Source organism: Actinocrinis sp. (genome assembly GCF_035650855.1).
GTDB lineage: Bacteria > Actinomycetota > Actinomycetes > Streptomycetales > Catenulisporaceae > Actinocrinis.
This window is the reverse complement of sequence record NZ_DASRGV010000012.1, coordinates 1-4,879: the sequence shown is the minus strand read 5'-3', so window position 1 is coordinate 4,879 and position 4,879 is coordinate 1. Positions and strand designations below refer to the sequence as shown.

5 protein-coding genes and 2 pseudogenes are annotated in these 4,879 nt (G+C 70.5%); 3 read left to right on the top strand and 4 right to left on the bottom strand.

What is annotated here, in order from left to right; genetic code table 11:
* From VFB40_RS01025 to VFB40_RS01015, 3 genes and pseudogenes are all read right to left on the bottom strand, one after another.
* Positions 1-294, bottom strand: a pseudogene (locus VFB40_RS01025) (pentapeptide repeat-containing protein); the annotation flags it as partial.
* On the bottom strand, positions 291-1,103 hold the full coding sequence (locus tag VFB40_RS01020) for an N-formylglutamate amidohydrolase (RefSeq protein ID WP_324847329.1): 813 nt from the start codon (positions 1,101-1,103) through the stop codon (positions 291-293). The pseudogene VFB40_RS01025 and the gene VFB40_RS01020, both read right to left, overlap by 4 nt.
* 71 nt (positions 1,104-1,174) lie before the next feature.
* Positions 1,175-1,588, bottom strand: a complete 414-nt coding sequence (locus VFB40_RS01015; protein ID WP_324847328.1) for a DUF3052 family protein — start codon at positions 1,586-1,588, stop codon at positions 1,175-1,177.
* Positions 1,589-2,035: 447 nt separating this feature from the next.
* On the opposite strand from VFB40_RS01015, the gene VFB40_RS01010 reads away from it, so the two are divergent.
* Both VFB40_RS01010 and VFB40_RS01005 read left to right on the top strand, forming a co-directional pair.
* Positions 2,036-2,629 carry a cupin domain-containing protein gene (locus VFB40_RS01010; RefSeq protein ID WP_324847327.1) on the top strand — a complete coding sequence of 198 codons (594 nt, stop codon included), beginning with the start codon at positions 2,036-2,038 and terminating at the stop codon, positions 2,627-2,629.
* 37 nt (positions 2,630-2,666) lie between these two features.
* Positions 2,667-3,305 (top strand): class I SAM-dependent DNA methyltransferase, encoded by a 639-nt coding sequence (locus VFB40_RS01005; protein WP_324847326.1) that lies wholly within the window; start codon positions 2,667-2,669, stop codon positions 3,303-3,305.
* On the opposite strand, the gene VFB40_RS01000 is transcribed toward VFB40_RS01005, so the two are convergent.
* Positions 3,274-4,155, bottom strand: coding sequence for an alpha/beta fold hydrolase (locus tag VFB40_RS01000; RefSeq protein WP_324847325.1), 882 nt, complete (start codon positions 4,153-4,155; stop codon positions 3,274-3,276). The genes VFB40_RS01005 and VFB40_RS01000 overlap by 32 nt on opposite strands.
* 317 nt (positions 4,156-4,472) lie before the next feature.
* Between VFB40_RS01000 and VFB40_RS00995 the strand changes: the two are divergent.
* A pseudogene (locus tag VFB40_RS00995) lies at positions 4,473-4,879 on the top strand (hypothetical protein); the annotation flags it as partial.

The following is a 4,879-nucleotide window of genomic DNA, read 5'->3' as shown; positions in this document are numbered from 1 at the left end:
CGCGACGAACGACGAGTCCGTCCACTCGGTCTGCGCCAAATCGGTGGAGATCAGCCGCGAGTCGCGGAACCACACGTCGCTGAACCGGGCGCGGCGCAGCCTGCCGCCGGCGAACTCCACGGATTCGAAGGCGCAGTCCATGAACCGGGCGCCTCCGACGGCGACGTTGTCGAAAACCGTGCCGTCGAAGTGCACTGCGTCGTAGTCGTCCTCGCCGTCCCGGCCCAGCTCGCCCTCGAATGGCTGCAGCGTGTCGGCGAACGGCAGATCGGCTAATCGTTGGGGGGCGGTCACCGGTGCTCCGATCGGGGAAGTCTCTGGTCGCAAAGGTCGATGAGCCTGGCCAGCGCGGCTGCGAGCCGAGGTAGTCCCTCGGTCGGCGGGCCGGCCGGCTCGGTCAGGTAGGTGTCGCGGCGGATCTCCACCATGAGGGCTGACACGGCCGGTGTCGTGCCGTAGTGACGCAGCGGCACGTAGCAGCCCGCGAAGGGTGTGTTGAGTTCGATCTCGCCGCAGGATGCGAATGCTGCTTGTGCCGCGTCGAGCAGCCACTGCGGTGTGTGGAACGCGTCGGTGCCCAAGCAGACCGCGGGGCGCATCCCGTCCGCGTGCAGTTCGTAGGGGAGCGGCTTGCTCGGGTATGAGTGCACATCGAGGATCACGGCGTTGCCGGTGGCGTCGAGCCGGTCGTCGATGAGCTTTGTCATCGCCTGCGCGTACGGATGGAAGTACTCGTCGAGCAGGCGGCGCTCATGCTCCGGGTCCTCGCGGCGCAGCGGTTCGCCGTGCGAGGTCTTCGTGTAGACCGCGCCCATGCCGACCGCGCGCATCTCCTCGCGCTCGTCGGGGAACCGCTCCGGATCGATCAGCAGGCGCGAGGCCAGGTTCTCGAAGATCCACGGTCGCAGCGCCGCGGTCTGCGCCGCTCCGGCCGCGATGACGCCGGTGTCCGTGTCCGTCATCCGATCGAGCTCGGCCTCAAGCTCGGCGTCGTCGAGCAGCATCCCGGCGCCTGCGTCCGCCGGGATGTACCGAGAGCCGTGTGGAACGTGCAGCACGACGCTGCTGTGTTCCGAGCCGGCGATCACATGGTGTGCGGACATCAGCAGCACGCTAGCGGACCGCACCGACACCGGCCGGGAGGCGGCGTTCCGCCGGGCCGCTCAGCCGCCGGTCAACGGTTCCTCAATTCCCGGCGCAGCACCAGTCGCAGCCCGGTCCAGGTCTCGTCGATCGCGCACACCTTGTTGTCGACCAGACCCACCGGCAGCGCGATCTCGCGCACCGTGTGGTCGGTCACCTCGGTCGGTATCTTCGCGGCCTTCTTCGGAAACGCGATCCACAGGCCGCCCGCGATGGCGAGCACCGGCCGCACCTGGGCGACCCGGTGTGCCAACTCGTCGCGCCGGGTCGTGAAGCAGACCACGACGTCGAATGGTCCGTCGTCCAGTGACGTGCGCACGTCCGTCTCGTCCGGCAGCGGCGCGAGCAGGTCCGCGAACCCGGGCGGCGCGTCAAGCAGCGCGATGACGTGCCCGGACTTGATTCCAAGCTTGCGCGCCAGCGGCGTCGCGGAGTAACCGGCCATGCGCATCAGGATCGGGGCTCGCGCCGCCCCGCGCCACTTGTCGCGGCCCCGCGCGGACCGCCGCGCCCGTTACACCTGGCCAATTGTTTCAAGTTTGATGCTCGCCGTCGGCCCGCGATGAATTGACTCCGGAATATCCGCCTGGGTAACGTGAGCTTCGTGAATAGCGGTACTCAGATCCTCTTCGTTTGCGCCTATCGGGACCTCGTCCGATACGCCAGCGCCATCTGTACCGTCTGACGTCGGCCTGCACGGCCTGACGTCGACCGAGTCAGGCGCGCCGACCACGTGGCCCCGCGCCGCGCATACTCTCCGCAAGCTCGCAGTCACCAATTCCAGCGTGCCCTGAATCAGGGCGCGTCTATTTGACGTACCACCGCTCACGGCGCCCGAACGCCGCGCGTCGATTTCGTCACGCCTTTTTCACGAATACGGAAGGTGAGCCGCATGACCGCGAATCCGACTGATTCCGCCCTGCTCCCGGTCATCCCCCCGCCCGCGCCGGGCCCGCAGCCGGCGGCCTCAGCGCCGGAGCTCGCGCCCGCGCTCGCCACCGAGCTCTCGCTGCCGGAACTGCTCGCCCGCGCGACTCGGCTGGCAGCCGAACCCGGTCTCACGGACCGCCTCGCCATCGAGCCTGACCAGCGCACCTGGCTGCCCCTTGACGCCGGGCCCGGCACGCGCGCGTGGCTGATCGCCTGGCCGCCGGGTACCGGAACCGGCTGGCACGACCACGGCGGCGCCGCCGGAGCGATGGTCGCGATCGCCGGAGAACTGACCGAGCGCTCCATCGAGGCCCCGGCCGATCACGGGTACGGCCAGGCGCTCGCGCTGCCCGGCGGGGTCGGCTCGGTGCGGCCGCTGCAAGCCGGGAACGGACGCGCGTTCGGCGGGCGGCACATCCACGAAGTCGTCAACGAGGGGACGCAGATCGCGTACTCGGTGCACGTGTACGCGCCCGACCTGGACCTGATGCGCCATTACGCGGTGAGCGGCGAGAGCCTCGTCCTCGTCGGGATGGAGACCGACGGCGACTGGTGATGCGGCCTCGCACGAAGCGCGCGCCTAGACTGGCGCGGTGACCGAGGTGACGGGGACCCAGGCGGCGTACGGCTCGATCGCTGCTCACTACGCGCGCAAATGGGGCGAGGCGCCGGCCTGGATGGTCGAGGAAGTCGACCGGCTCGCGCGGCTGCTGGGCGAGGGCGCCCGGGTCGCTGACGTCGGCTGCGGCCCCGGCCACCACACGCGGCTGCTGCGGGAGCGCGGCCTGCGGGCCACCGGATTCGATCTTTCGGCCGAGATGCTGACGGCACTCGGCACCCCCGGCCTCGTGCGCGCCGACATGCTGGCGCTGCCGATCGCGACCGGCGCGCTCGACGGGCTCTGGAGCTCGGCCGCGCTGCTGCACATCCCGCGGTCCTCGGTGCCGACCGCCCTGGCGGAGTTCGCCCGGACGATTCGTCTCGGAGGGGAGCTCGTGCTCGCGGTCGCCGAAGGGGACGGCGAGCGCTGGGAAACCGTGCCCTACAACGTCCCTGGGCAGGACGAACTGCGCCGCTACTACGTGCTGCACCGGTTCGACGCTCTAAGCGCTCTGCTGGAAGCGTCGGGCTTTGACGTATACGAACACTGGCGGCGCGAAACGCACCGCCAGTGGCTGCACATCCACGCCCGCAGGCGCGCTACGCCGCCGCGGCCAGCGCGTCCTTCATGAAGGGGATGACCGCGTCCGCGGTCTCGCGCGGGAACTCGGTCTGCGGGTAGTGGCCCGAGCCCTCGACCATGTGCACCCGGCCGCTGCGCACCAGATTGGCGACGAGCGCGCCCTCGGCCGCCGGGTCCTTGAAGTCGGGGTCGAGGCTGCCCATCACCACCAGCACCGGGCAGGCGACCTGCGGCGCCGCGCCCTCGCCCGGCGCCTGGTCCGAGGCCAGCATCCCGCGCAGCGCCGCCATCCGGCCCGGCTCGCGCAGGTTCGCCGCCAGCGCCTTGCGGGCCTCGGCGAAGTCGGCCGGCTTGCGGGTCTTGAACAGCGTGCTCCAGTACCCGATCCAGCCGGCGGTGATCCGGCCGATCGCGGCCATCGCGGCGCGCGTGGGTGCGGACAGCGGCGGCTGGAGCCGGGCGAAGGGCGAGGTCAGCACGAGCGCCGCGAACAGCTCGGGCGCCTCGGCCGCGGCCAGGAAGGAGGGGCCGCCGGTGTAGGAGTTGCTGATCAGCACGACCGGTCCCGCGTCCAGGTGCCGCGCCAGCGCCACGATGTCGGCCGCGATCGCGGTCGTGGAGTAGTCGCTCCATCCGGCGCTGGACTCGCCCTGGCCGCGCAGGTCCATGGTCACCACGCGGTAGCCCGCGTCGATCAGCAGCGGCCGCAGGTGGCGGTAGGAGGCGCGGTGGTCGCCGAGGCCGGGGGTGCAGATGACCAGCGGGCGCCGCGCTGCGGGCCGGTCCTCGGCGGCCGGGTCAATGCCCTGGTCGGCCGGGTTCAGGTCGGCGGAGTCGTCGTAAGCGATCCGGCCGCCCGCGATCTCCAGGAATCGGGTGGTCAAGCTCTGCGCGGTCATTGCGGCCTCCGTAAGCTGTGCTCGATAGCCTGAAAGCTAGTGCCATTAGCTTTTGCCTGTCAAGCCCGCCGGGACCTGGACCGGTCTGGGCGGTGTCCTCTCACCCTGCGTATGCCGTGGGTCTACCCACTGCGTCAGCCGAGGGCACCGATTCGGCGCGCGGAACCGAGTCATCGCGGGTCGCGGGCGCGGATGCGCTGTCCGCCGCGGACAACGAGCCCCGCGAACGTTGGCGTTCGGTGACTTGGCGGCGCCGGGGCGGAGGAACAAACTGCGGGCAAAGACTCTTACCCACCGGTAACAATCAGGGGACGATGATGCCCACCTCCGCTATCCGACGCGCGCGCCGCCCGGTGTGGTGCGCCCTCGCGGCCGGCTCGCTGCTGAGCCTCGGCGGCGCGCTGCCCGCGCACTCGGCCACCGCTTCCGACTCCTCGGGCCTGCACGACGTGCTGATGATCGGCAACGCCGTGTCCGGCACCGTCAGCTTCATCGACGGGCGCACCTTCCAGAGCCTCGGCTCCTTCAACATCGTGCCCGACCTGCAGCAGCGGCTGAACACGATGAACCCGATCCAGTGGATCAACTACCAGTTGGCGAACGCCGACGAGGCGACCGTCGACCCGGCCGTCGGAGGCACGCGTTACGTCGACGACATGACCATCTCGCCGGACGGCACGACGCTGTACGTCTCGCGCGCCAACCTCGACGACGTGGCCGCCTT